The 22,334-nt window shown below is 38.4% G+C and carries 24 protein-coding genes; 23 read left to right on the top strand and 1 reads right to left on the bottom strand.

The features are described from left to right. Positions 1-7 precede the first annotated feature (7 nt). Positions 8-649, top strand: a complete 642-nt coding sequence (gene serB, locus QM810_RS02185; RefSeq protein WP_414253706.1) for a phosphoserine phosphatase SerB — start codon at positions 8-10, stop codon at positions 647-649. 18 nt (positions 650-667) lie between these two features. Continuing rightward, a complete protein-coding gene (locus QM810_RS02180; RefSeq protein ID WP_414253705.1) occupies positions 668-1,777 on the top strand; it encodes a glycerate kinase in 1,110 nt (369 codons plus the stop codon). Positions 1,778-1,779: 2 nt separating this feature from the next. Here QM810_RS02180 and QM810_RS02175 read toward each other — a convergent pair whose 3' ends face one another. After that, a complete protein-coding gene (locus QM810_RS02175; protein ID WP_414253704.1) occupies positions 1,780-2,223 on the bottom strand; it encodes a DUF1694 domain-containing protein in 444 nt (147 codons plus the stop codon). Positions 2,224-2,386: 163 nt separating this feature from the next. Between QM810_RS02175 and eno the strand changes: the two genes are divergently transcribed. From eno to QM810_RS02070, 21 genes are all read left to right on the top strand, one after another. Continuing rightward, positions 2,387-3,691 carry a surface-displayed alpha-enolase gene (eno, locus tag QM810_RS02170; protein ID WP_006151137.1) on the top strand — a complete coding sequence of 435 codons (1,305 nt, stop codon included), beginning with the start codon at positions 2,387-2,389 and terminating at the stop codon, positions 3,689-3,691. Positions 3,692-3,884: 193 nt separating this feature from the next. Continuing rightward, positions 3,885-5,225, top strand: a complete 1,341-nt coding sequence (xseA, locus tag QM810_RS02165; RefSeq protein WP_414253703.1) for an exodeoxyribonuclease VII large subunit — start codon at positions 3,885-3,887, stop codon at positions 5,223-5,225. After that, the gene (locus tag QM810_RS02160; RefSeq protein WP_006154290.1) at positions 5,203-5,415 is read left to right on the top strand and encodes an exodeoxyribonuclease VII small subunit; all 213 of its coding nucleotides are present in this window, start codon (positions 5,203-5,205) and stop codon (positions 5,413-5,415) included. Before xseA ends, QM810_RS02160 begins: the two co-directional genes overlap by 23 nt. Next, positions 5,412-6,287 (top strand): polyprenyl synthetase family protein, encoded by an 876-nt coding sequence (locus tag QM810_RS02155; RefSeq protein ID WP_414253702.1) that lies wholly within the window; start codon positions 5,412-5,414, stop codon positions 6,285-6,287. The genes QM810_RS02160 and QM810_RS02155 overlap by 4 nt, the downstream gene beginning before the upstream one ends. Continuing rightward, positions 6,280-7,095, top strand: coding sequence for a TlyA family RNA methyltransferase (locus QM810_RS02150; protein ID WP_414253701.1), 816 nt, complete (start codon positions 6,280-6,282; stop codon positions 7,093-7,095). Before QM810_RS02155 ends, QM810_RS02150 begins: the two co-directional genes overlap by 8 nt. Further along, entirely contained in the window at positions 7,088-7,519 is a 432-nt protein-coding gene (locus QM810_RS02145; protein ID WP_414253700.1) for an arginine repressor, read from the top strand. Before QM810_RS02150 ends, QM810_RS02145 begins: the two co-directional genes overlap by 8 nt. 6 nt (positions 7,520-7,525) lie before the next feature. Then, positions 7,526-9,193, top strand: a complete 1,668-nt coding sequence (gene recN / locus QM810_RS02140; protein ID WP_414253699.1) for a DNA repair protein RecN — start codon at positions 7,526-7,528, stop codon at positions 9,191-9,193. Then, complete coding sequence (locus QM810_RS02135; protein ID WP_414253698.1) at positions 9,194-9,922, top strand: metallophosphoesterase family protein; 729 nt, start codon at positions 9,194-9,196, stop codon at positions 9,920-9,922. A 78-nt stretch (positions 9,923-10,000) separates the two neighbouring features. Beyond that, positions 10,001-11,824 carry a translation elongation factor 4 gene (gene lepA / locus QM810_RS02130; protein WP_414253697.1) on the top strand — a complete coding sequence of 608 codons (1,824 nt, stop codon included), beginning with the start codon at positions 10,001-10,003 and terminating at the stop codon, positions 11,822-11,824. 73 nt (positions 11,825-11,897) lie between these two features. Next, the gene (locus tag QM810_RS02125; RefSeq protein WP_414253696.1) at positions 11,898-12,509 is read left to right on the top strand and encodes a hypothetical protein; all 612 of its coding nucleotides are present in this window, start codon (positions 11,898-11,900) and stop codon (positions 12,507-12,509) included. A gap of 184 nt (positions 12,510-12,693) precedes the next feature. Beyond that, positions 12,694-13,170 (top strand): PTS sugar transporter subunit IIA, encoded by a 477-nt coding sequence (locus QM810_RS02120; RefSeq protein WP_006151178.1) that lies wholly within the window; start codon positions 12,694-12,696, stop codon positions 13,168-13,170. A gap of 40 nt (positions 13,171-13,210) precedes the next feature. Then, positions 13,211-13,516 carry a PTS fructose transporter subunit IIB gene (locus QM810_RS02115; RefSeq protein WP_414253695.1) on the top strand — a complete coding sequence of 102 codons (306 nt, stop codon included), beginning with the start codon at positions 13,211-13,213 and terminating at the stop codon, positions 13,514-13,516. Positions 13,517-13,559: 43 nt separating this feature from the next. Then, on the top strand, positions 13,560-15,035 hold the full coding sequence (locus QM810_RS02110; RefSeq protein WP_414253694.1) for a PTS galactitol transporter subunit IIC: 1,476 nt from the start codon (positions 13,560-13,562) through the stop codon (positions 15,033-15,035). Positions 15,036-15,115: 80 nt separating this feature from the next. After that, positions 15,116-16,024, top strand: a complete 909-nt coding sequence (locus tag QM810_RS02105) for an aldose 1-epimerase family protein (RefSeq protein WP_414253693.1) — start codon at positions 15,116-15,118, stop codon at positions 16,022-16,024. 256 nt (positions 16,025-16,280) lie between these two features. After that, positions 16,281-16,706 (top strand): galactose-6-phosphate isomerase subunit LacA, encoded by a 426-nt coding sequence (gene lacA, locus QM810_RS02100; protein WP_000029280.1) that lies wholly within the window; start codon positions 16,281-16,283, stop codon positions 16,704-16,706. 29 nt (positions 16,707-16,735) lie between these two features. After that, positions 16,736-17,251: a galactose-6-phosphate isomerase subunit LacB gene (gene lacB, locus QM810_RS02095; RefSeq protein WP_001216925.1), complete on the top strand. Its 516-nt coding sequence runs from the start codon at positions 16,736-16,738 to the stop codon at positions 17,249-17,251. 10 nt (positions 17,252-17,261) lie between these two features. Continuing rightward, complete coding sequence (locus QM810_RS02090; RefSeq protein WP_414253692.1) at positions 17,262-18,191, top strand: tagatose-6-phosphate kinase; 930 nt, start codon at positions 17,262-17,264, stop codon at positions 18,189-18,191. A 1-nt stretch (position 18,192) separates the two neighbouring features. Next, on the top strand, positions 18,193-19,173 hold the full coding sequence (lacD, locus tag QM810_RS02085; protein ID WP_414253691.1) for a tagatose-bisphosphate aldolase: 981 nt from the start codon (positions 18,193-18,195) through the stop codon (positions 19,171-19,173). A 230-nt stretch (positions 19,174-19,403) separates the two neighbouring features. Continuing rightward, on the top strand, positions 19,404-20,240 hold the full coding sequence (locus QM810_RS02080) for a PRD domain-containing protein (RefSeq protein WP_414253690.1): 837 nt from the start codon (positions 19,404-19,406) through the stop codon (positions 20,238-20,240). Positions 20,241-20,274: 34 nt separating this feature from the next. Next, positions 20,275-20,592, top strand: a complete 318-nt coding sequence (locus QM810_RS02075) for a PTS lactose/cellobiose transporter subunit IIA (RefSeq protein WP_414253689.1) — start codon at positions 20,275-20,277, stop codon at positions 20,590-20,592. Next, positions 20,592-22,292 (top strand): lactose-specific PTS transporter subunit EIIC, encoded by a 1,701-nt coding sequence (locus tag QM810_RS02070; protein WP_414253688.1) that lies wholly within the window; start codon positions 20,592-20,594, stop codon positions 22,290-22,292. The genes QM810_RS02075 and QM810_RS02070 overlap by 1 nt, the downstream gene beginning before the upstream one ends. The last annotated feature ends 42 nt before the right edge of the window (positions 22,293-22,334 follow it).

Genomic DNA, 22,334 nt, shown 5'->3' with positions numbered 1-22,334 from the left:
GGAATAAATGAATAAAGCTAGAGGACTCTGTGTCCTAGATGTTGATGGAACTTTGATAGAAGAAGAGGTTATTGATTTATTAGGGAAAGAGGCAGAGTGCGAAGAAGAAGTAGCCTTGCTAACAGCTCAAGCTATGAGAGGGGAATTAGACTTCGAAGCAAGTTTAAAAAAACGTGTTTCCCTTCTTAAAGGTCTCTCTATCAATGTTTTTGATAAGATTTATCATGAACTTCACCTTAGTAAAAACGCTACCCAGTTTATAAAAGTTCTTCAAGAAAATCAGATAGAAGTCGGTTTAGTATCAGGTGGATTTACCACTATCGTGGATAGATTAGCAAAAGATTTAGGAATTTCATTATATACTGCAAATCAGCTAGAAATCAGAGATGGTCATTTAACTGGAAATCTTATTGGCCCTATTATAAGCAGAGAAGTTAAAGAAAAAACATTGCTCAGTTGGGCTAAAGAGTTAGAGGTACCTTTCGAGAGGACAATAGCTATCGGTGATGGAGCTAATGACTTAAAAATGCTTAAAAGTGCAGGACTTGGTATAGCCTTTTGTGCCAAGGATATTGTGAAAAAGGAAATAAAACTTCAGGTAGATGAGAGAGATTTTGGGAAAGTTTTGGAAATGATAGACTTCCTTTAGATAGAAAGAGGAATCAAAATGAAAATTGTTATAGCACCTGACTCCTTCAAGGAGAGTCTTCCTGCAAAACAAGTGGCAGAAGCTATAAAAAGAGGATTCGAAAGGGTCATACCTAACGTGGAGTGTTTACTTTTACCTGTTGGTGATGGAGGTGAAGGAACAGTAGACGCCATTAAAAGTTCTCTAGGTTTGGAAGAAAAAACAGTCCAGGTAACTGGCCCTTTTGGTGATGAGGTTTTGATGTCTTACTTTCAAAAAGGAGAATTAGCTCTATTTGAAGTTGCAAATTTAGTAGGCCTTGCTAAAATCCCTTTTGAAAAACGTAATCCTCTAGAGATTCAAACAAAGGGAATTGGTCAACTGATTCTTCATTTGATAGACCAAGGGATTAAAGATATCTACGTCGGCGTCGGTGGTACGGCTAGTAATGATGGTGGTATTGGCATTGCATCAGGACTTGGTTACCAGTTTTATGACAAAAACGGAATTGTACTTCAAGCAAATGGTCAATCTCTATTTGATATCAGGAAAATTTCGAAGGAGGGAGTGCTTCAAATTCCTTCTGACGTACATATAAAAATACTTGCAGATGTGACCAATCCGCTTTGTGGACCTCATGGTGCTACCTTCACATTTGGAAAACAAAAGGGATTGGCTTCATCTAAATTTCAAGAAGTTGATGCTGCTATTAAAGACTTCTATAGTAAAGTTGCACCTGAAATATTAAAATTAGATGGTGCAGGAGCTGGTGGTGGTATTGCAGCTGGCTTGTGTGCCTTCGCTGGAGCAGAGATTGTATCTGGTATTCAAACTTGTTTGGATTTGATAAATTTCGATGAAAAAGTTACTGATGCAGATCTAGTGATTGTTGGCGAAGGTAGACTGGACTCGCAAAGCCTAGCTGGAAAGGCGCCAATTGGAGTAGCAAAAAGAACACCTAGGGGTGTTCCAGTTCTTGCTATTTGTGGTAGTTTATCAGAGGATTTACCACCTTTACCTTTCGAGAATATAGTCGCAGCTTTTTCCATACTTGAAAAAAGCGAACCGTTAGCAGATAGTTTTAAAAAAGCAGCTGTTTATTTAGAAAATACAGCTGCAAGTATTGCCCGAATCATGTCTTTGAGATAGAGTTAACCAAACCATTTTTTCCAGAGAGAAGTAGGAGCTTTCTGCTCTTTCTCTTGCCATAAGTCTGAAAAGGCCTTTCTGAGGTCTTTTTCTTGGGTTTGAACAGGACTATCACTGTGTATGACCATGCCAAAAGGAGAAGAGTTATGATCTTCAGAAACGATAGTTGCTTGGCAATTGTCATCTTTGGCATGTTTTAGGTAAAAGACTTGTTTATCAAATTCAACTTGAGGAGAAATTTTGATAAATAGAGGTTCAGTTTCTTTCTTTAGGGTCTCTAATATTGTTAAAAATGCCTTTTGAAATTTGTCATCATTTGCAGTGGCGAGTTCAGCGTAGCCAAGAACACGTTCTTCAAAGGTACCAAGAAAACGTCTTTGTTCGTCTGGATTTAACTTAATTCCACCATTGGCTTTTTCTAATATTTGTTTTGATACATCAGTCATAAATATAGTATATCATAAAAGTCTCTAGATAAGTCGGAAAAGAAAGCGATTACTTTATAAACTTAAGGAAAATTTGCACAAAGATAACGTTTTTTCTTGAAAAAGGTATCTTTTTGATGTATCATAGAGGTGTAAAATAATTTAACTCAAAGGAGAGTAAAAAATGTCAATTATTACTGATGTTTACGCTCGCGAAGTCCTAGACTCACGCGGTAACCCAACACTTGAAGTAGAAGTTTACACTGAATCAGGTGCTTTCGGACGTGGTATGGTTCCATCAGGAGCTTCTACTGGTGAACACGAAGCAGTTGAACTTCGCGACGGTGACAAATCTCGTTACGGTGGTCTTGGTACACAAAAAGCTGTTGACAACGTAAATAATATCATTGCTGAAGCTATTATCGGCTACGATGTACGTGACCAACAAGCTATCGACCGTGCTATGATCGCACTTGACGGTACTCCTAACAAAGGTAAATTGGGTGCTAACGCAATCCTTGGTGTGTCTATCGCTGTAGCTCGTGCTGCTGCTGACTACCTTGAAATCCCACTTTACAGCTACCTTGGTGGATTCAACACTAAAGTTCTTCCAACTCCAATGATGAACATCATCAATGGTGGTTCTCACTCAGATGCTCCAATCGCTTTCCAAGAATTCATGATCGTACCTGCTGGTGCACCTACATTCAAAGAAGCTCTTCGTTGGGGTGCTGAAATCTTCCACGCTCTTAAGAAAATCCTTAAATCTCGTGGTCTTGAAACAGCTGTAGGTGACGAAGGTGGATTTGCTCCTCGTTTCGAAGGAACTGAAGATGGTGTTGAAACTATCCTTGCTGCTATCGAAGCTGCTGGTTATGTTCCAGGTAAAGACGTATTTATCGGATTTGACTGTGCTTCATCAGAATTCTACGATAAAGAACGTCAAGTATACGACTACACTAAATTCGAAGGTGAAGGAGCTGCTGTACGTACTGCTGCAGAACAAATCGACTACCTTGAAGAATTGGTAAACAAATACCCAATCATCACTATCGAAGATGGTATGGACGAAAACGACTGGGACGGTTGGAAAGCTCTTACTGAACGTCTTGGCGGTAAAGTTCAATTGGTTGGTGACGACTTCTTCGTAACAAACACTTCATACCTTGAAAAAGGTATCGCAGAAGGTGCTGCTAACTCAATCCTTATCAAAGTTAACCAAATCGGTACTCTTACTGAAACATTCGACGCTATCGAAATGGCGAAAGAAGCTGGTTACACTGCTGTTGTATCACACCGTTCAGGTGAAACTGAGGATTCAACAATCGCTGACATCGCAGTTGCAACAAACGCAGGACAAATCAAGACTGGTTCACTTTCACGTACAGACCGTATCGCTAAATACAACCAATTGCTTCGTATCGAAGATCAACTTGGTGAAGTAGCTGAATACCGTGGATTGAAATCATTCTACAACCTTAAAAAATAAAATAGTTCAATGAACTAATAAAATCCCTTGGATATTATCCAAGGGATTTTTTCGTTGTTCTAGGGGGATGAAAAGTGCAAAATTTTTGTACAAACAAGCTGTATTTTTGCCATTCAAAGTGGAAAAAGAGATTTTTAATCATATTTTTGGTATAATAATACCCAGGAAAAACTAGAGAAAGAAGGAGGTTGAGATGGAAAAGTATTTATCGGTAACAACTTTGACCAAGTATTTGAAAATGAAATTCGATAAAGACCCATACTTGGAGAGGGTCTATTTAACTGGTCAGGTTTCTAACTTTCGAAAGCGTCCAACTCACCAATACTTTTCTCTAAAAGATGATCGAGCTGTAATACAAGCAACCATATGGTCGGGTATTTATCAAAAACTTGGGTTCGACTTGGAAGAAGGCATGAAGATTAATGTAGTCGGCCGAGTTCAAGTCTATGAACCAAGTGGGAGTTATTCAATTATTATTGAAAAGGCAGAGCCTGATGGTGTCGGCGCACTTGCCCTTCAGTTTGAACAACTAAAAAAGAAGCTTTCAGAGGAAGGTCTGTTTCAGGATCGTTTTAAACAGGCAATACCTCAATTTGCAAAAAAAATTGGAGTTGTGACTAGTCGTAGTGGAGCCGTTATCCAGGATATCATTACAACAGTTACTAGACGTTTTCCAGGTGTAGAAATTATTTTATATCCAACCAAGGTTCAAGGTGAAGGAGCGGCAGAGGAGATTGCCCGTAACATTGCTAAAGCTAATGAACGTGATGACTTAGACGTACTTATCATTGGTCGTGGTGGTGGCTCGATAGAGGATCTCTGGGCCTTTAACGAGGAAATTGTTGTTCGTGCTATTTTTGAATCGCGTTTACCGATTATTTCAAGTGTTGGTCACGAGACGGATGTTACTTTGTCAGATTTTGTAGCAGATAAGAGAGCAGCAACTCCGACTGCTGCAGCAGAACTAGCGACTCCTGTTACTAAGTTAGATCTTTTGACTTATCTGAAGAATCAAGAGAGACGTATGGCTACAGCTGTACAAAATACTTTATCTAAGAAAAAAGAATCCTTTAGAGGGCTTAGTCAATCAGTCATCTTCAGGCAACCAGAGCGTTTATATGATGGATATCTGCAACGCTTGGATCAGTTAGTACTTCGACTGAAGCAGGGATTGAATGGTGAGTTAGTTAGAAATCAACAGAAGATTCAAGCTCAAATTCACCGTTTGGAGCAATTATCACCAAATGTCAAGATTCATCGTTACCAGGATCGCCAGCTACAACTTGAAAAGTTACTTCGTAGTCAAATGGCGGTAGTATACGATGCCAAAGTTGCTGAAGTAAAACGCTTGTCAGAAGCGCTACTCATGTTAGATACGAGTCGTATCGTAGCAAGGGGGTTTGCGATTGTTAAAAAAGAGGATACCGTGGTATCTTCAGCAAAAGATTTGAAAAAAAATGACCAGGTGATGTTGATGATGCGAGATGGTCATGTAGAATTAGAGGTTAAAGATGTCAAAACAAAAGAAATTTGAAGATAATTTAGCAGAGCTTGAAACTATTGTTCAGAGTTTAGAAAATGGTGAAATTGCTTTAGAAGATGCCATTGCTGCATTTCAAAAAGGAATGGTCCTTTCAAAAGAATTGCAAGCTACGCTTGATAAAGCTGAAAAGACTTTGGTTAAAGTCATGCAAGAAGATGGAACAGAAAGCGAACTTCTATGAACAAGCAAGAAAAACTAGCCTTAGTTGAATCAGCCTTAGAGGAGTTTTATGGTGACCAGCAATTTGCGTCAAATTTAAGAGAAGCGGTTCTTTATTCCATACATGCTGGAGGTAAACGAATTCGTCCTTATTTACTTTTAGAAGTTTTGGATTCTTTGCAGGTGCCAATCACTCTAGCTCATGCCCAGGTTGCAGCATCGCTTGAGATGATTCATACAGGAAGCTTGATCCATGATGACCTTCCTGCTATGGATGATGATGATTTTCGTCGAGGGCGTTTAACCAACCATAAGAAGTTTGGTGAAGCGCTAGCCATTTTAGCAGGAGATGCCCTCTTTTTAGATCCTTATGCTTTGATAGCGCAAGCTGATTTAGGCAGCGAAGCTAAGGTAGATTTAATATCTTCTTTGTCCCTTGCTTCGGGTAGTATGGGAATGGTCGCTGGTCAAGTATTAGATATGGAAGGTGAAGGGAAACACTTAAACCTAGAAGAACTTCAGACCATCCATGCTAATAAGACTGGTAAACTCTTAGCCTTCCCTTTTCAAGCTGCAGGAATTATTGCAGGATTGGATGAAAATCTTCAAAAACAGCTGAAAACAGTTGGGGAGCTGATTGGGCTTGCTTTTCAAGTGAGGGATGATATCCTTGATGTTACTGCTAGTTTTGAGGAAATTGGTAAAACACCACTAAAAGATTTGCAAGCTGAGAAATCAACCTATCCTGCCTTGTTAGGATTAGATGAGGCAAAAGTTTTTTGTAACCAAACTTTGGATCAGGCAAATGCAAAGCTGGAAGAGATTAGTCAGTTAGTCACCTTTGATAAGGAACCAATTGTAAAAATAGTAGAAAGTTTGAGAATCAATGGCTAAGGAAAGAGTAGATGTACTTGCCTACAAACAAGGTTTATTTGAAACAAGAGAACAGGCTAAGCGGGGCGTAATGGCTGGATTAGTGATTGCAGTCCTTAATGGTGAGCGTTTTGATAAACCAGGAGAAAAAATTCCTGATGATACTGAATTAAAACTCAAGGGTGAGAAACTCAAGTATGTGAGCCGAGGAGGTTTGAAACTTGAGAAAGCCTTGGAAAATTTTGACATATCAGTTGAAGGTAAAACGACCATTGATATTGGAGCTTCAACAGGAGGCTTTACGGATGTCATGCTTCAAAATGGAGCAAAATTAGTTTATGCAGTTGATGTCGGGACCAATCAGCTGGCTTGGAAATTGCGCCAAGACTCACGTGTTGTTAGTATGGAGCAGTTTAATTTTCGTTATGCTGAAAAGACTGATTTTGAACAAGAACCTAGTTTTGCAAGTATTGACGTGAGTTTTATTTCTTTGAGTCTCATTTTACCAGCTCTACATAGAATATTGGCCGTTCAAGGAGAAGTTGTTGCACTTATAAAACCACAGTTTGAAGCAGGGCGAGAACAAATTGGAAAAAATGGTATTATCAAAGATGCCAAAGTTCACCAACATGTTTTAGAATCAGTTACTAAAATGGCAGTTGATGAAGGATTCTCAGTCTTAGGATTGGATTTCTCTCCTATTCAAGGCGGCCACGGTAATATTGAGTTTCTTGCTTATTTACGTAAGGAAGAACACGCAAGTAATCAGGTGGTTTCTGAAATAGAACCACTAGTAGAAAAAGCACATAGAGAGTTTAAAGATGAATAAAAAAGAAAGACTTGAAAAGATTAGAAGATTTGTGACTGACTATCAAATCGGCACACAAGAAGAAATCGTTGAACACTTGAGAGAAGCAGGCATTTCTGCTACTCAAGCAACTGTTTCACGTGATATCAAAGAATTAGGGATTGTAAAAATTCCTTTGAAAGACAATACATATGTCTATGAATTACCAAAGTCAGTAGTTAAAAGTTTACAGCTGGCTGAGAACAATATTGAAAGTTTTGAGAGAATGGGAAATTTCATCAACTTAGATGTTATTCCTGGGAATACAATTTTTGTGAAAAGTCAACTGACTCAAACATTTTCAGATAAGATTTTTAGCTGTTTAGCAGATGATAATTCAATTTTAATTATAGCGCGAACTGAAGAAGCAGCTGTAGAAATTGTAGAGCAAGTTAAAAAGTGGTAGGACCTTATGTTACTTGAAATTTCAATTAAAAACTTTGCCATCATTGAGGCTATTTCACTTAATTTTGAGAAAGGAATGACCGTTCTTACTGGGGAAACTGGTGCCGGGAAGTCTATCATCATCGATGCTATGAACATGATGCTGGGAGCCAGAGCAACAACAGATGTCATTCGTCATGGTGCACCTAAAGCAGAAATTGAAGGTCTTTTCTCGGTTGAAAACAGTCATGCTTTGCAAATGATTTTTGATGAGCAAGGAATAGAGTTAGGTGATGAAATCATCATCCGTCGTGAAATTTTACAAAACGGGCGTAGTGTTAGTCGTGTCAATGGACAGATGGTTAATCTATCTGTTCTTCGCTCAATTGGACAGTATCTTGTTGATATCCATGGCCAACATGATCAAGAAGAGTTAATGCGTCCCCAATTGCACATTCAGATGCTTGATGGGTTTGGTGATGCAGATTTTCTGGAACTGAAGCAAGCCTATCAGACAAACTTTGATGCTTATCGTAAAATGCGCAGGCAACTTCTTGAGATTAAGAAAAATCAAGAAGAGCACAAGGCTCGTATTGAAATGTTGGAATTTCAGATGGCTGAAATTGAATCTGCGTCCTTACAACCAGGCGAAGACCTCAAACTAAACCAAGAACGAGATAAACTTCTAAATCATAAAAATATTGCTGATACGCTAACTAACGCTTATACTATGTTAGATAATGATGAGTTTTCAAGTCTATCTAACGTCCGTTCAGCTATGAATGATATGGAAAGTTTAGAAGAGTATGATGTAGAATATCGTGAAATTTCTACTTCCTTATCTGAATCTTATTATGTTCTAGAAGATGTTACCAAACGTTTAGAGGATATTATTGAAGATCTTGATTTCGACGGTAATCATCTAATGCAGATTGAAAGCCGTTTGGATCTCATTCACGCCATCACACGTAAGTATGGTGGTAATGTTGACGATGTTTTGTTGTACTTTGCTAAAATCACAGAAGAATACAATCTTCTGACTGGTAATAATTTATCTTCAGATGATATGGAAGCAGAACTCAAAAAGTTGGAAGTAAGTCTAGTTGACTTAGCAACAAAGCTTGCATCTGCTCGACATAACTTAGCTCAACAATTAGAAATTGAGATTCAGCAAGAACTCAAAGACCTTTATATGGATAAGGCTCGATTTCAGGTTCAATTTACTAAAGGTAAGTTTACTCGTGAAGGGAATGAGAGTGTTGAATTTTATATTTCAACTAACCCTGGAGAAGACTTTAAACCATTAGTAAAAGTAGCTTCTGGTGGTGAGTTATCTCGTTTGATGTTGGCTATTAAGTCTGCCTTTTCTCGTAAGGAAGGTAAGACTAGCATTGTATTTGATGAGGTGGATACAGGAGTTTCAGGTCGCGTAGCTCAGGCAATCGCACAGAAAATTCATAAGATTGGTCAGCATGGCCAAGTTCTAGCTATTTCGCATCTTCCTCAAGTCATCGCTATCGCTGATTATCAGTTCTTCATTGAAAAGATTAGCAATGAGCATTCAACCGTTTCAATAGTTCGCTTGTTAACAGTTGATGAAAGAGTGGAAGAAGTTGCTAAAATGTTGGCTGGTGAGAATGTAACAGAAGCAGCACTTAGTCAAGCGAGAGAATTGTTGCAAAGTAAGGAGAAATAAATGACAGACTATTATGTTATTGGAGATGTCCATGGGAAAGCAGGAATGCTTGAGGACCTTCTAAAAACATGGGATGGTAAGACTCAATTACTCTTTCTTGGAGATTTGATTGATAGAGGTGAAGATAGTCGCCGAGTTCTAGAAATGGTCAAAGACTTAGTCGACAATCAGGGAGCTATTTGCTTGTCAGGGAACCATGAGTATATGTTTTTAACTTGGTTGGATAACCCTGAAGAAAGCTATGACCACTATCGTCGTAATGGTGGGGATACAACTATTAATTCTATTCTAGGCCGCCCATTGGATGCACCAGTAGATGGTGTAGCAGATGCTAAGCGTGTTGAAACTGAAGCAGCTGACTTAGTGGAGTTTATCCGTCAGATGCCTTTTGTGATTGAGACAGATAAGTATATATTCGTTCATGCTGGAATTGATTTAACTTTGGATGACTGGCATGATACTACAGATTACAAGAAAGTTTGGCTCAGAAAACTATTCCACGAAGCAGCTAATCATACTGGTAAAACGATTGTCTTTGGACATACACCAGTCTATGGTTTACTGAATCAAGAACGCGGTACAGCGGAACTTTGGATTACAGAAGACGGTAAGATTGGAATGGATGGAGGAGCTGTTTACGGCGGTGTCCTTCACGGTATTGTCTTTACTGACCAAGGTATGACTGAACGCTATTTCATCGAAAATGACGGCTTTGTCGCCGAAGATTAGTACTCCTAGCAGGGTATGGTCTTGTCAAAATATTAAAAACATTTTATAATTAATAGATACCCTGAAAGGAAGAGAATCATGAACGTAGAAGAATTGAAAAAACGACAGGAGAAGATTCGTAACTTCTCTATTATTGCCCATATTGACCACGGGAAATCAACGCTAGCAGACCGTATTTTAGAGAAGACAGAAACAGTTTCTAGCCGTGAAATGCAGGCCCAACTATTAGATAGTATGGACCTTGAACGTGAACGTGGGATTACTATCAAGCTTAATGCCATTGAGCTTAATTATACTGCAAAAGATGGCGAGACTTATATTTTCCACTTGATTGACACACCAGGACACGCGGACTTTACCTATGAAGTTTCACGTTCCCTTGCTGCCTGTGAGGGTGCTATCTTGGTAGTCGATGCTGCACAAGGGATTGAGGCTCAAACTCTAGCTAACGTTTACCTTGCCTTGGATAATGATTTGGAAATTCTTCCAGTTATCAATAAGATTGATTTGCCTGCAGCAGATCCGGAGCGCGTGCGTACAGAAATCGAAGATGTCATTGGTCTAGACGCTAGTGAAGCGGTATTGGCTTCAGCCAAAGCTGGTATCGGTATCGAAGAAATTCTCGAGCAAATTGTCGAAAAAGTCCCTGCTCCAACAGGAGACGTATCAGCACCATTAAAAGCCTTGATTTTCGACTCAGTATACGATGCTTATCGTGGAGTTATCCTCCAGGTTCGTGTTATGGATGGAGTTGTCAAACCAGGCGATAAGATTCAGCTCATGAGTAATGGAAAAACCTTTGATGTTACCGAAGTGGGAATCTTCACACCTAAAGCAGTGGGACGTGATTTCCTTGCGACAGGTGACGTTGGATATATTGCAGCATCTATCAAGACTGTTCAGGACACCCGTGTTGGTGATACAGTAACCTTGGCAACAAATCCTGCTTCAGAGCCACTATCTGGATACAAGCAGATGAATCCGATGGTTTTCGCAGGTCTCTATCCAATTGAGTCAAATAAATATAACGATCTTCGTGAAGCCCTTGAAAAATTACAACTAAATGATGCTAGTTTGCAGTTTGAACCTGAAACTTCTCAAGCGCTCGGATTTGGTTTCCGTTGTGGTTTCCTTGGATTACTTCATATGGATGTTATTCAGGAACGTTTGGAACGTGAGTTTAACATCGACCTTATCATGACTGCACCATCCGTTATCTACAAGGTTAATCAGACAGATGGTGAATCTATGGATGTATCGAACCCATCTGAGTTTCCTGATCCTACAAAGATTGCGACCATTGAAGAACCATATGTAAAGGCACAAATCATGGTACCACAAGAATTCGTTGGAGCAGTAATGGAACTAGCTCAACGCAAACGTGGTGATTTTGTGACCATGGATTATATTGATGATAATCGTGTCAATGTCATCTATCAAATTCCTCTTGCTGAGATTGTCTTTGACTTCTTTGATAAACTTAAGTCTTCGACACGTGGTTATGCAAGCTTTGACTACGAATTGTCAGAGTACCGCCCATCTAAACTGGTCAAAATGGATATCCTTCTCAACGGAGACAAGGTCGATGCCCTCAGCTTTATCGTTCACAAAGATTTTGCTTATGAACGTGGGAAACTTATCGTAGATAAACTTAAGAAAATCATTCCTCGTCAACAATTTGAAGTGCCCATTCAAGCTGCAATTGGACACAAGATTGTGGCTCGTACTGATATCAAAGCCCTTCGTAAGAATGTGCTTGCCAAGTGCTACGGTGGTGACGTTTCACGTAAGCGTAAACTCCTCGAAAAACAAAAAGCTGGTAAGAAACGGATGAAAGCTATTGGATCAGTAGAAGTTCCTCAAGAAGCCTTCCTTAGCGTTTTGAGTATGGATGAAGAATAATTGATTCCTAATACAGTTATCTTTTGACACTTATCTATTCTTTCATTAGAATAGAAGTGAAAGGAGAAGGATCATGAAAAAAATGGTCAGCTTATCTACACTTTTAGTGTGTTGCTTAACTCTCGCTGCTTGTAATACTTCAAAATCTAAAAAAGAAGTAGCTTCAGAAACAACAACAGTTCAAGAAACTACTACAGCCCAAGAAACAACAACTGTAGCCGAATCAACAATTAAAGATACACAGGTAATTGGGTCAGATGCTTATGGCTACGTAAAAGTGCCAAAATCATGGATACATTTTACAGAAGTTGAGGGTGGTGATGATATTCAGTACTGTGATGGAACGGACATCAATATCGTAACCCTAAATACTTTTAAACCAGAGCACCTTGGTGTTAGTGAAAGTGAATATGCTGCTCTTGATGCTGTTCAAGTTTCTACTAGCGTTTATCAAACTAAACAACAAAGCAAGGATTTCTCTAAAGTTTGGGGATCTAAGTCAAAAATTGGTGGTTATGACGCCTATGTCGTAAACTGTATTGCTAAAAATGGTAAATATCTAGTAATCTGGATTTTTAAATCAGACGATGGTAAGTTTAGATACGTTTCTCTAGAAGGAACACCTGAAGTTTTAAAGGATATGCTTCCATTGATTGAACAAAGTTGGACAACGAGAAATAATTAATATAAAAAAACAGGATGTATGTCCTGTTTTTTTATATCTTTTTTCAAAACTATTTAAAATTATTTGCTGTTTAAAATCAAACAAAAAAAATAAAAATCAAACAAAATACAACAAAAAATATTGACAACGGTTTCATATAGTGTTATACTTGTAACATAAAAGTTAAATATGAAGGGAGAAGATCATGGGATTAGATCATTTCTTCAGCAAAGACTTAGTCTTTTGTCTAGAAGCAGATAATCAAGAGCAACTATTTGATCAAGTTGCAACCCTATTGGAAGAAAAGAAAGTTGTTACGGATACCTATCGATCGGCTTTGATTGAACGTGAAAAAATGTTCCCAACCGGTTTAGATATGGAATTTCTAGGGAAGGACTTGCCAAATGTAGCAATCCCTCACACAGATACGATTCATAATTTAACTGAAAATGTTGTTGTGGTTCGCTTACCAAAACCAGTAACATTCCACAATATGATTGCACCTGACAAGGAAGTAGAAGTATCATTACTCTTCTTTATTATCAATAATTCAAGTTCAAGTCAAACAAACATTCTTGCTCAATTGATGGACTTCTTTACAGGTAACGGTCATCTAGAGGCGCTTTCTAAGATTACAGAACCAGAAGCTCTGTACCAGTATATCTCAGAAGCAACTGCTTAATTTTAAAATAAATAGAAACTAAAAAACGGAGGAAATCCAAATGATTAAAATTCTTGCTGCTTGTGGTGCGGGTGTTAACTCAAGCCACCAAATTAAAAGTGCTCTAGAAGAAGAGCTTTCAAACCGTGGATACGATGTACAATGTGACGCAGTTATGGTAAAAGATGTCAATGAAGACTTGATTAAAGGTTATGATATCTTCACACCAATCGCTTCAACTGACTTAGGTTTTGACCCAGGTATTCCAGTAGTTGAAGCTGGACCAATCTTGTTCCGTATTCCAGCTATGAGCGCTCCAGTTTATGACAATATTGAAGCAGCAATTAAAGAACACGGATTAAGTTAATTATTATTTTGTAAATTTCCATAAAAATAAAGGGAGGAAAATTATGGATATCATTATCGACCTAGCCAATAAGGTCTTCAAACCTATCTTGGAGATGGGTGGACCAATCATCATGCTGATCATTTTGACAGTATTGGCTCTACTTTTTGGAGTGAAATTCTCCAAAGCGCTTGAAGGTGGTATCAAACTTGCCATCGCTCTTACTGGTATCGGTGCTATCATCGGTATGTTAAATGGTGCTTTCTCAACATCACTTGCAAAATTCGTTGAAAACACTGGTATTCAATTGAATATTACCGACGTTGGTTGGGCACCACTTGCTACAATCACTTGGGGTTCAGCTTGGACACTTTACTTCTTGCTTGTGATGTTGATCGTCAACATTGTCATGCTTGCAATGAAGAAAACTGATACACTTGACGTCGATATCTTTGATATCTGGCACTTGTCTATCACAGGTCTTTTGATCAAATGGTACGCTGACAACAATGGAGTTAGCCAAGGAGTTTCACTCTTCATCGCGACTGCAGCAGTTGTTCTTGTTGGGGTTCTTAAAATCATTAACTCTGACTTGATGAAACCAACATTTGATGACCTTCTTAATGCACCAAGTTCATCACCAATGACTTCAACTCACATGAACTACATGATGAACCCAGTTATCATGGTTTTGGATAAGATTTTTGATAAACTCTTCCCAGGTCTTGATAAATACGACTTTGACGCTGCTAAATTGAATAAACGAATCGGTTTCTGGGGATCTAAATTCTTCATCGGTTTCATCCTTGGTATCGTTATCGGTTTGATGGGAACTCCACATCCAGTTCCTGGTGTTGAAGGTGCTGATAAATGGGAACTTGTTATTAAAGGTTGGTTGTCACTTGGTTTGACTGCCGGTGTCTGCTTGGAGCTATTCTCTCTTATCGGTTCATGGTTCATCGCAGCCGTAGAACCACTTTCACAAGGTATTACAAACGTTGCTACTAAACGTCTTCAAGGACGTAAATTCAACATCGGTCTTGACTGGCCATTTATCGCTGGTCGTGCTGAAATCTGGGCTTGTGCTAACGTACTTGCACCAATCATGTTGGTTGAAGCTGTGCTTCTTTCAAAAGTCGGAAATGGTATCTTGCCACTTGCTGGTATCATCGCTATGGGTGTGACTCCAGCTCTCTTGGTAGTTACTCGTGGTAAATTGCTCCGTATGATTATCTTCGGAACTCTCTTATTGCCACTCTTCCTTCTTTCAGGTACACTTATCGCACCATTCGCAACTGAACTTGCTAAAGGTGTAGGTGCCTTCCCAGAAGGTGTGAGCCAAACTCAATTGATTACTCACTCAACTCTTGAAGGACCAATTGAAAAACTATTAGGTTGGGCAATTGGTAACGCTACAACTGGTGATATCAAAGCTATCCTTGGCGCAGTAGTATTCCTTGTATTCTACGTTGGTATCTTTGCATGGTACAGAAAACAAATGATCAAACGTAACGAAGAATACGCAGCAAACGCAAAATAATTTGCTCCTAAAAATGTAAATTGTAAAAACTAGGTTGTCAGTTTCCAGCGTGGAGCAGTCAGCCTAGTTTTTTTGAAAAAATGGAGGTAACAGCTGTGATTGAATTAAAATCAGATCAATTGCATGTACAGTTTCAAACTTTTGGAGGTGCTTTATCTTCAATTAAGGATAAAGATGGTGTAGAGTATCTGTGGCAAGGTGATCCAACTTATTGGAGTGGACAAGCACCTGTTTTATTCCCAATTTGCGGATCAGTTAGAAATGATACCGTCGTTTATGAGAATAAAGACGGAAGTCATAAAATAGGAAAAATTCCGCGTCATGGATTGGTAAGAAAAAAGGAATTTGAATTAGTTGCTCAAACAGATAATTCTGTTACATTTGCTATTGAAGATACTGAGGAAATGTATGAGAATTATCCTTATCATTTCCGACTAGAAATCACTTATATTGTGACTGGTAAAATAATTCGTACAGAGTATAAAATTTACAATAAAGAATCTGAAAAGACTATGCCGTACTTTATTGGAGGGCATCCTGGCTTTAATTGTCCACTCTTAGCTGATGAAGTTTATGAAGATTACTATCTTGAATTTGAAGAGCCTGAAACGTGCTCAGTTCCGAAACCTTTCCCAGAAACAGGAATGTTAGATTTCAAAGTAAGAAGTTCTTTGTTAGACAATCAACAAGAATTGGACCTAAATTATGACTTGTTTAGCTATGATGCAGTGACATTAGATGAGTTAGAGTCCCGCAAAGTAACTTTACGCTCAAGAAAACATGATAAAGGTTTGAGACTACACTTTGAAGAATTTCCAAATTTAATTGTATGGTCAACTCTTAATAAAGGCCCTTTTATCGCCTTAGAACCATGGTCTGGCTTGTCTACTTCACTTGAAGAAGGCGATCGACTTGAAGAAAAGAAAGATGTTCGAATTTTGAAACCTGTCGATTTTGATCACGTTGGATTTGATATCGAAATTTTATAAAAAATAAACAAAAACAAACATAAATTGTTGACTTTTTCAACTAATAGTAGTATATTATGTTTATAAAGAACAATTTGTGTTTATTTTAACAAAGTGACTGTTCTAGTTTTTCTATGAAGAAAACTTATTAAGAACGGAATACGGTCTTCGTTCTTAATTAAAATTATTGTCAACAAAACTACTGGTAGCTTTTTGAGGATGATGATATCTGAATTCAAAAGTTTACTAGTCTATTATTAAAAAAGGAGTATACAATATGTCTATTGTTATTGGTGCAGATGCTGCAGGTTTAAGATTGAAAGAAGTTGTAAAAGACTTCTTGGAAAAAGAAAACTTCCACGTAGTGGATGTTACAGCAGAAGGTCAAGACTTTGTTGATGTAACTCTAGCAGTTGCGGAAGAAGTCAAGAAAGAAGAACAAAACCTTGGTATCGTCATTGATGCTTATGGTGCAGGTCCGTTTATGGTTGCTACTAAAATCAAAGGAATGGTTGCTGCAGAAGTTTCTGATGAACGTTCAGCTTATATGACTCGAGGTCACAACAACTCACGTATGATTACGATGGGTGCTCAACTTGTTGGGGACGAATTGGCTAAAAACATTGCTAAAGGCTTTGTAAATGGTAAATACGACGGTGGTCGTCACCAAATCCGTGTCGACATGTTGAATAAAATGTGCTAATTTTGACATTGAAAGAAAGGTAAGATAAAATGAGAATTGCAATCGGATGTGACCACATCGTAACAAATGAAAAAATGGCGGTTTCAGAATTTTTGAAATCTAAAGGACATGAAGTCATCGACTTTGGTACTTATGACCACGCTCGTACCCACTATCCAATTTTTGGTAAAAAAGTTGGTGAAGCAGTAGTTAGTGGCCAAGCTGATCTTGGTGTATGTATCTGTGGTACTGGTGTAGGTATTAATAATGCTGTTAACAAGGTTCCTGGTGTTCGTTCTGCTTTGGTTCGCGATATGACAACAGCTCTATATGCAAAAGAACAATTGAATGCCAACGTAATCGGATTTGGTGGTAAAATCACTGGCGAATTGCTCATGTGTGATATTATTGAAGCTTTCATCAACGCTGAATACAAACCATCAGAAGAAAACAAAAAATTGATCGCTAAAATCCAACACGTTGAAACTCATAACGATCATCAAACTGATGCCAACTTCTTTACAGAGTTCCTTGAAAAATGGGATCGTGGTGAATACCACGACTAAGAGGTGACTTATGATTTTAACAGTCACAATGAACCCATCCATTGATATTTCATATCCTTTGGATGAATTGAAAATTGATACTGTCAACCGTGTTGTAGATGTTACTAAAACGGCTGGTGGTAAAGGTTTAAATGTTACACGTGTCCTATCAGAATTTGGTGATTCGGTAGTCGCATCGGGACTTGTCGGTGGTAAGCTTGGAGAATTTCTTGTAGAAAACATTGATGATAAAGTAAGCAAACGCTTCTTTTCAATCCAAGGAGAAACACGTAACTGTATCGCCATTCTACATGGAGAAAACCAAACAGAAATTCTTGAAAAAGGCCCTGAGGTTCAAGAAAAAGAAGGACAAGATTTCTTGGCTTACTTCAAAGAACTTCTTAATACTGTAGAAGTAGTAGCTATTTCAGGTAGTCTACCAGCAGGACTTCCTGTTGATTACTATGCTAGTTTGGTTGAACTTGCTAACCAAGCTGGAAAACCTGTTGTATTGGATTGCTCAGGTGTTGCCCTTCAGGCCGTCCTTGAATCTCCACATAAACCAACAGTTATTAAACCAAATAATGAAGAATTATCTCAACTTTTAGGAAGAGAAATTTCTAAAGATTTGGGCGAATTAAAAGAAGTCCTTCAAGAACCACTATTTGATGGAATCGAGTGGATTATCGTTTCCTTAGGTGCTAACGGAGCATTCGCTAAACACGGTAACACTTTCTACAAAGTAGATATTCCAAGAATTCAAGTAGTAAATCCAGTCGGTTCTGGTGATTCTACAGTGGCAGGTATTGCTTCAGGTCTTTTCCATAAAGAATCTGATCATGAATTGTTGACTAAGGCGAATGTCCTTGGTATGCTAAATGCTCAAGAAAAAATGACTGGTCATATCAATATGGCTAACTATCAAAATTTATTTGACCAATTAATTGTGAAAGAGGTATAAAATGACTTTAACAGAAAATAAACGTGCTTGTTTGAAAAAACTCTCAGATGAAAATGGAATCATCTCAGCTCTAGCATTTGACCAACGTGGTGCTTTGAAACGTTTGATGGCTCAATACCAAACAGAAGAGCCTACAGTAGCTCAAATGGAAGAACTCAAAGTCTTGGTAGCAGATGAATTGACTAAATACGCTTCATCAATGCTTCTTGACCCTGAATACGGACTTCCAGCGACTAAAGCTCTTGCTCCAAATGCTGGTCTTCTCCTTGCTTATGAAAAAACTGGATACGACACAACAAGCACAAAACGTTTGCCAGACTGCTTGGATGTTTGGTCTGCAAAACGTATCAAAGAACAAGGTGCAGATGCTGTTAAGTTCTTGCTTTACTATGACGTAGATAGCTCTGACGAACTTAACCAACAAAAACAAGCCTACATTGAACGTATTGGTTCTGAGTGTGTGGCTGAAGATATTCCATTCTTCCTTGAAATCCTTGCTTACGATGAAAAAATTGCTGATGCAGGTTCTGCAGAATACGCTAAAGTAAAACCACACAAGGTTATTGGTGCGATGAAAGTCTTCTCAGACCCACGCTTCAATATCGATGTTTTGAAAGTGGAAGTTCCAGTCAATGTGAAATACGTTGAGGGATTTGGGGATGGTGAAATTGTTCATACACGTGAAGAAGCAGCTGCTTTCTTCAAAGCTCAAGATGAAGCAACAAATCTTCCATACATCTACTTGAGTGCTGGCGTGTCAGCTAAGCTCTTCCAAGAAACTCTTGTATTTGCCCACGAATCAGGTGCAAACTTCAATGGTGTTCTTTGTGGACGTGCTACATGGGCTGGATCAGTTGAAGCTTACATCAAAGACGGTGAAGCAGCTGCTCGCGAATGGCTCCGTACAACTGGTTTTGAGAACATTGATGAACTCAACAAAGTTCTTAAAACAACAGCAACTTCATGGACTGAACGCGTGTAAATTTCCACCCTTTTTATGTCTAAAACCCAGCTAAAAAACTTTTAAAAAAGTTGTATGTAAAGGTTTACAAAATAAAAATCTTGTGCTATACTTAAGTCACAAGTTAATAAGAGTGAGTGTTACTAAGTAATATTAGGCATGATCACAGATGACTCAGAAATTTATTTTCAGGGTTATTTGTGGTCATTTTTTATACTCTAGCTCTTAAATGACAGAACAAGGAGGTCGACATGTATCGGATATTAAATCCAATGAACCATAATGTTTCTCTTGTGCGGAATAGCAAGGGAGAGGAGTTGATCGTAATTGGTAAGGGTATTTCGTATGGTAAGAAGAAGGGAGATTTGATTTCTGAGGATCAGGTTGAAAAAGTTTTTCGGATGAAAACAGAAGAGTCGCGAGAAAATTTTATGGCTCTTCTCAAGGATGTACCGCTTGATTTTATTACGGTCACTTATGAGATTATTGATAAACTTTCTAAAAAATATCAATATCCTGTTCAAGAGTACCTCTACGTAACCTTAACAGACCATATCTATTGTTCTTATCAAGCGATTAGCCAAGGACGTTATAAGGATAGTAATTTACCTGATATTTCAAAGGAGTATCCTGTTGCTTTTCAAATAGCTCAAGAGTCTTTTGAAATTTATAATAGCAAACTATCTGGTAATTTACCAAAGGATGAAATCAAGAGAATTGCCTACCACTTTATTAATGCCGAGGGTGAGAATGAGGTAGAAGTTGCAGAAGCTATTGATAAGAGAAAGGAAATCATAAAGAAGGTTGAGAGTCTTCTCAGGAGCTATGATATTCAAAGAACCAATGAGAATAATAATTTCTACGATCGTTTTATGATTCATCTAAATTATTTCTTGGATTACCTTGACCGAAGTCGGGATGATAATCAATCCTTGCTTGATATGGAGAAGCATATAAAAAATACCTATCCGATAGCATTCGAGATTGGTAGTAAAATTTATGAAGTTATTGCACAGGAAACGGGTGTTGACCTTTATAAGAGTGAACGAGTTTACCTTGTTCTACATATTCAACGTTTATTGTCATAACATTTACTAAAAATTATATAAGGAGAAATCTATCATGAATAGAGAAGAAGTAACATTGTTAGGTTTTGAGATTGTTGCCTATGCTGGCGATGCTCGTTCAAAACTATTGGAAGCCTTGAAGGCTGCTGAAGCTAGCGATTTTGCAAAAGCAGAAGCTCTTGTTGAAGAAGCAGCAGGTTGCATTGCGGAAGCTCACAAAGCGCAAACATCTATGCTTGCTCAAGAAGCTGCGGGGGAAGAAATTCCATACAGCATCACAATGATGCACGGACAGGATCACCTGATGACAACAATCTTGCTAAAAGATTTGATGCATCATTTAATTGAACTTTATAAAAGAGGAGCTAAATAATGAATAAGTTAATTGCCTATATCGAGAAAGGAAAGCCTTTCTTTGAAAAACTATCTCGAAATATCTATCTTCGTGCTATTCGTGATGGATTTATCGCTGGAATGCCTGTCATTCTATTCTCAAGTATTTTTATCTTAATTGCCTTTGTACCTAATTCATGGGGCTTCCAATGGTCTGATGAAGTTGTGGCCTTTTTGATGAAACCTTATAGCTATTCAATGGGTATTCTCGCCCTCTTGGTCGCGGGTACAACAGCTAAATCATTAACAGACTCTGTTAACCGTAGTATGGAAAAAACCAACCAAATCAACTATATGTCAACTCTATTAGCTGCTATTGTTGGTTTATTGATCTTGGCAGCTGACCCAATTGAAGGAGGCTTTGCAACAGGTTTCCTCGGAACAAAAGGTTTGCTTTCAGCTTTTCTAGCAGCCTTTGTTACTGTAGCAATCTATAAGGTTTGTGTGAAGAATAATGTTACTATTCGAATGCCTGACGAAGTTCCACCAAATATCTCACAGGTCTTTAAAGATGTTATTCCATTTACGCTTTCTGTCGTTTCCCTTTACGGTCTTGACTTACTTGCTCGTCAATTTGTTGGTACAAGTGTAGCAGAATCAATCGGAAAATTCTTTGCACCTCTATTCTCAGCAGCAGACGGTTATGTTGGTATTACGATCATTTTCGGTGCCTTTGCATTCTTCTGGTTTATTGGTATCCATGGCCCATCTATCGTTGAACCTGCGATTGCAGCGATTACTTATGCAAATGCTGAAGTCAACTTGAACCTTCTCCAACAAGGTATGCACGCTGATAAGATCCTTACATCTGGTACACAAATGTTCATCGTTACTATGGGTGGTACTGGTGCAACTCTTGTTGTTCCGTTCATGTTTATGTGGTTATGTAAATCAAAACGAAATCGTGCTATTGGACGTGCTTCAGTAGTTCCTACATTCTTCGGTGTAAACGAACCAATCTTGTTTGGTGCACCGCTTGTTTTGAACCCAATCTTCTTTATCCCATTCATCTTTGCACCAATTGCAAACGTATGGATCTTTAAGTTCTTTATTGAAACACTTGGCATGAACTCATTCACTGCCAACCTTCCATGGACTACACCAGGACCTCTTGGTATTGTTCTTGGTACAAACTTCCAGTTCTTATCATTCGCTCTTGCAGCATTATTAATTGTAGTAGATATTGTTATCTACTATCCATTCCTCAAGGTTTATGATGAACAAATTCTTGAAGAAGAACGTTCAGGTAAAGCTAATGATGAATTAAAAGAAAAAGTAGCTGCAAACTTTAACACTGCAAAAGCAGATGCTATTCTTGCAAAAGCTGGTGTTGAAGGTGAACCAGTTCAAAACAATATCACAAAAGAAACAAACGTATTGGTTCTTTGTGCAGGTGGTGGAACTAGTGGACTTCTTGCCAATGCTTTGAATAAAGCTGCTGCAGAATACAATGTTCCTGTGAAGGCTGCTGCTGGTGGTTACGGTGCTCACCGTGAAATGTTGCCAGAATTTGACCTTGTTATTCTTGCTCCTCAAGTAGCTTCAAACTTTGAGGATATGAAAGCTGAAACAGATAAACTAGGCATCAAATTGGCGAAGACAGAAGGTGCTCAGTACATTAAATTGACACGCGATGGACAAGGTGCTCTAGCCTTTGTTCAAGCTCAATTTGAAGAATAAGAACTAAAAAGTGAGATGGAGATGGATGGCTCACTAACTCCT

The organism is Streptococcus infantis, from assembly GCF_047464155.1.
Lineage (GTDB): Bacteria > Bacillota > Bacilli > Lactobacillales > Streptococcaceae > Streptococcus > Streptococcus infantis_U.
The sequence above is the reverse complement of the archived record's forward strand: the minus strand, read 5'-3'. Positions and strand labels throughout refer to the sequence as shown.

Coding starts and splice junctions, on each gene's coding strand:
- QM810_RS02120 (WP_006151178.1), top strand. CDS start 12,694: ATGGGATTAGATCATTTCTTCAGCAAAGACTTAGTCTTTTGTCTAGAA.
- QM810_RS02155 (WP_414253702.1), top strand. CDS start 5,412: ATGAACAAGCAAGAAAAACTAGCCTTAGTTGAATCAGCCTTAGAGGAG.
- recN (WP_414253699.1), top strand. CDS start 7,526: ATGTTACTTGAAATTTCAATTAAAAACTTTGCCATCATTGAGGCTATT.
- lacA (WP_000029280.1), top strand. CDS start 16,281: ATGTCTATTGTTATTGGTGCAGATGCTGCAGGTTTAAGATTGAAAGAA.
- QM810_RS02145 (WP_414253700.1), top strand. CDS start 7,088: ATGAATAAAAAAGAAAGACTTGAAAAGATTAGAAGATTTGTGACTGAC.
- QM810_RS02115 (WP_414253695.1), top strand. CDS start 13,211: ATGATTAAAATTCTTGCTGCTTGTGGTGCGGGTGTTAACTCAAGCCAC.
- QM810_RS02135 (WP_414253698.1), top strand. CDS start 9,194: ATGACAGACTATTATGTTATTGGAGATGTCCATGGGAAAGCAGGAATG.
- eno (WP_006151137.1), top strand. CDS start 2,387: ATGTCAATTATTACTGATGTTTACGCTCGCGAAGTCCTAGACTCACGC.
- QM810_RS02150 (WP_414253701.1), top strand. CDS start 6,280: ATGGCTAAGGAAAGAGTAGATGTACTTGCCTACAAACAAGGTTTATTT.
- QM810_RS02175 (WP_414253704.1), bottom strand. CDS start 2,223: ATGACTGATGTATCAAAACAAATATTAGAAAAAGCCAATGGTGGAATT.
- xseA (WP_414253703.1), top strand. CDS start 3,885: ATGGAAAAGTATTTATCGGTAACAACTTTGACCAAGTATTTGAAAATG.
- QM810_RS02090 (WP_414253692.1), top strand. CDS start 17,262: ATGATTTTAACAGTCACAATGAACCCATCCATTGATATTTCATATCCT.
- QM810_RS02110 (WP_414253694.1), top strand. CDS start 13,560: ATGGATATCATTATCGACCTAGCCAATAAGGTCTTCAAACCTATCTTG.
- serB (WP_414253706.1), top strand. CDS start 8: ATGAATAAAGCTAGAGGACTCTGTGTCCTAGATGTTGATGGAACTTTG.
- QM810_RS02070 (WP_414253688.1), top strand. CDS start 20,592: ATGAATAAGTTAATTGCCTATATCGAGAAAGGAAAGCCTTTCTTTGAA.
- QM810_RS02125 (WP_414253696.1), top strand. CDS start 11,898: ATGAAAAAAATGGTCAGCTTATCTACACTTTTAGTGTGTTGCTTAACT.
- QM810_RS02075 (WP_414253689.1), top strand. CDS start 20,275: ATGAATAGAGAAGAAGTAACATTGTTAGGTTTTGAGATTGTTGCCTAT.
- lacD (WP_414253691.1), top strand. CDS start 18,193: ATGACTTTAACAGAAAATAAACGTGCTTGTTTGAAAAAACTCTCAGAT.
- lacB (WP_001216925.1), top strand. CDS start 16,736: ATGAGAATTGCAATCGGATGTGACCACATCGTAACAAATGAAAAAATG.
- lepA (WP_414253697.1), top strand. CDS start 10,001: ATGAACGTAGAAGAATTGAAAAAACGACAGGAGAAGATTCGTAACTTC.
- QM810_RS02160 (WP_006154290.1), top strand. CDS start 5,203: ATGTCAAAACAAAAGAAATTTGAAGATAATTTAGCAGAGCTTGAAACT.
- QM810_RS02080 (WP_414253690.1), top strand. CDS start 19,404: ATGTATCGGATATTAAATCCAATGAACCATAATGTTTCTCTTGTGCGG.
- QM810_RS02105 (WP_414253693.1), top strand. CDS start 15,116: ATGGAGGTAACAGCTGTGATTGAATTAAAATCAGATCAATTGCATGTA.
- QM810_RS02180 (WP_414253705.1), top strand. CDS start 668: ATGAAAATTGTTATAGCACCTGACTCCTTCAAGGAGAGTCTTCCTGCA.